The sequence below is a fragment of the Ralstonia sp. VS2407 genome (assembly GCF_052950655.1).
Genome location: NZ_JBRFVG010000072.1, coordinates 1 through 632 on the forward strand (window position 1 = coordinate 1; position 632 = coordinate 632).

The window sequence follows — 632 nt, forward strand, 5'->3', positions numbered from 1 at the left end:
TCGTCGGCGAGCGCTTCGCGCGCGGCGCGCAGAACGCGCTCGAGCAGCAGGTGCCGTTCATCTGCTTCGCCTCGTCGGGCGGCGCGCGGATGCAGGAAAGCCTGCTGTCGCTGATGCAGATGGCGAAGACCACCGCGATGCTCACGAAGCTCTCCGAAGCGAAGCTGCCGTTCATCTCGGTGCTGACCGATCCGACGATGGGCGGCGTGTCGGCGAGCTTCGCGTTTCTCGGCGACGTCGTGATCGCCGAGCCGAAGGCGCTGATCGGCTTCGCCGGCCCGCGCGTGATCGAGCAGACGGTCCGCGAGAAACTGCCGGAAGGTTTCCAGCGCGCCGAATTCCTGCTGAAGACCGGCGCGATCGACATGATCGTCGATCGTCGCAAGATGCGCGACGAGATCGCGCAGTTGCTCGCGCTGCTGCAGCGACAGCCGGCCGACGCGCTGGCCTGACCGGCGCAAGGTTGTGACTCCGCGCGTCGCCTGGCTCCAGCGTCAGGCGGCGCGCTTCGTTTTTTGGCGTAGTGGCGGTACCGATCCAGATTTGATCCGATGAGCACTTTTCCCACTCTCGACGCGTGGCTTTCGCATCTCGAACGCGCGCACCCGGTCGGCATCGACATGGGCCTGACC

At 66.3% G+C, this 632-nt stretch carries 1 protein-coding gene; it reads left to right on the top strand.

All coding sequences use genetic code 11. From position 1 onward, the window contains the following. The coding region (locus ACU8YE_RS23885; RefSeq protein WP_446929816.1) for an acetyl-CoA carboxylase carboxyltransferase subunit beta at nt 1-452 on the top strand (452 nt) is incomplete at its 5' end. Between the last annotated feature and the right edge of the window lie 180 nt (nt 453-632).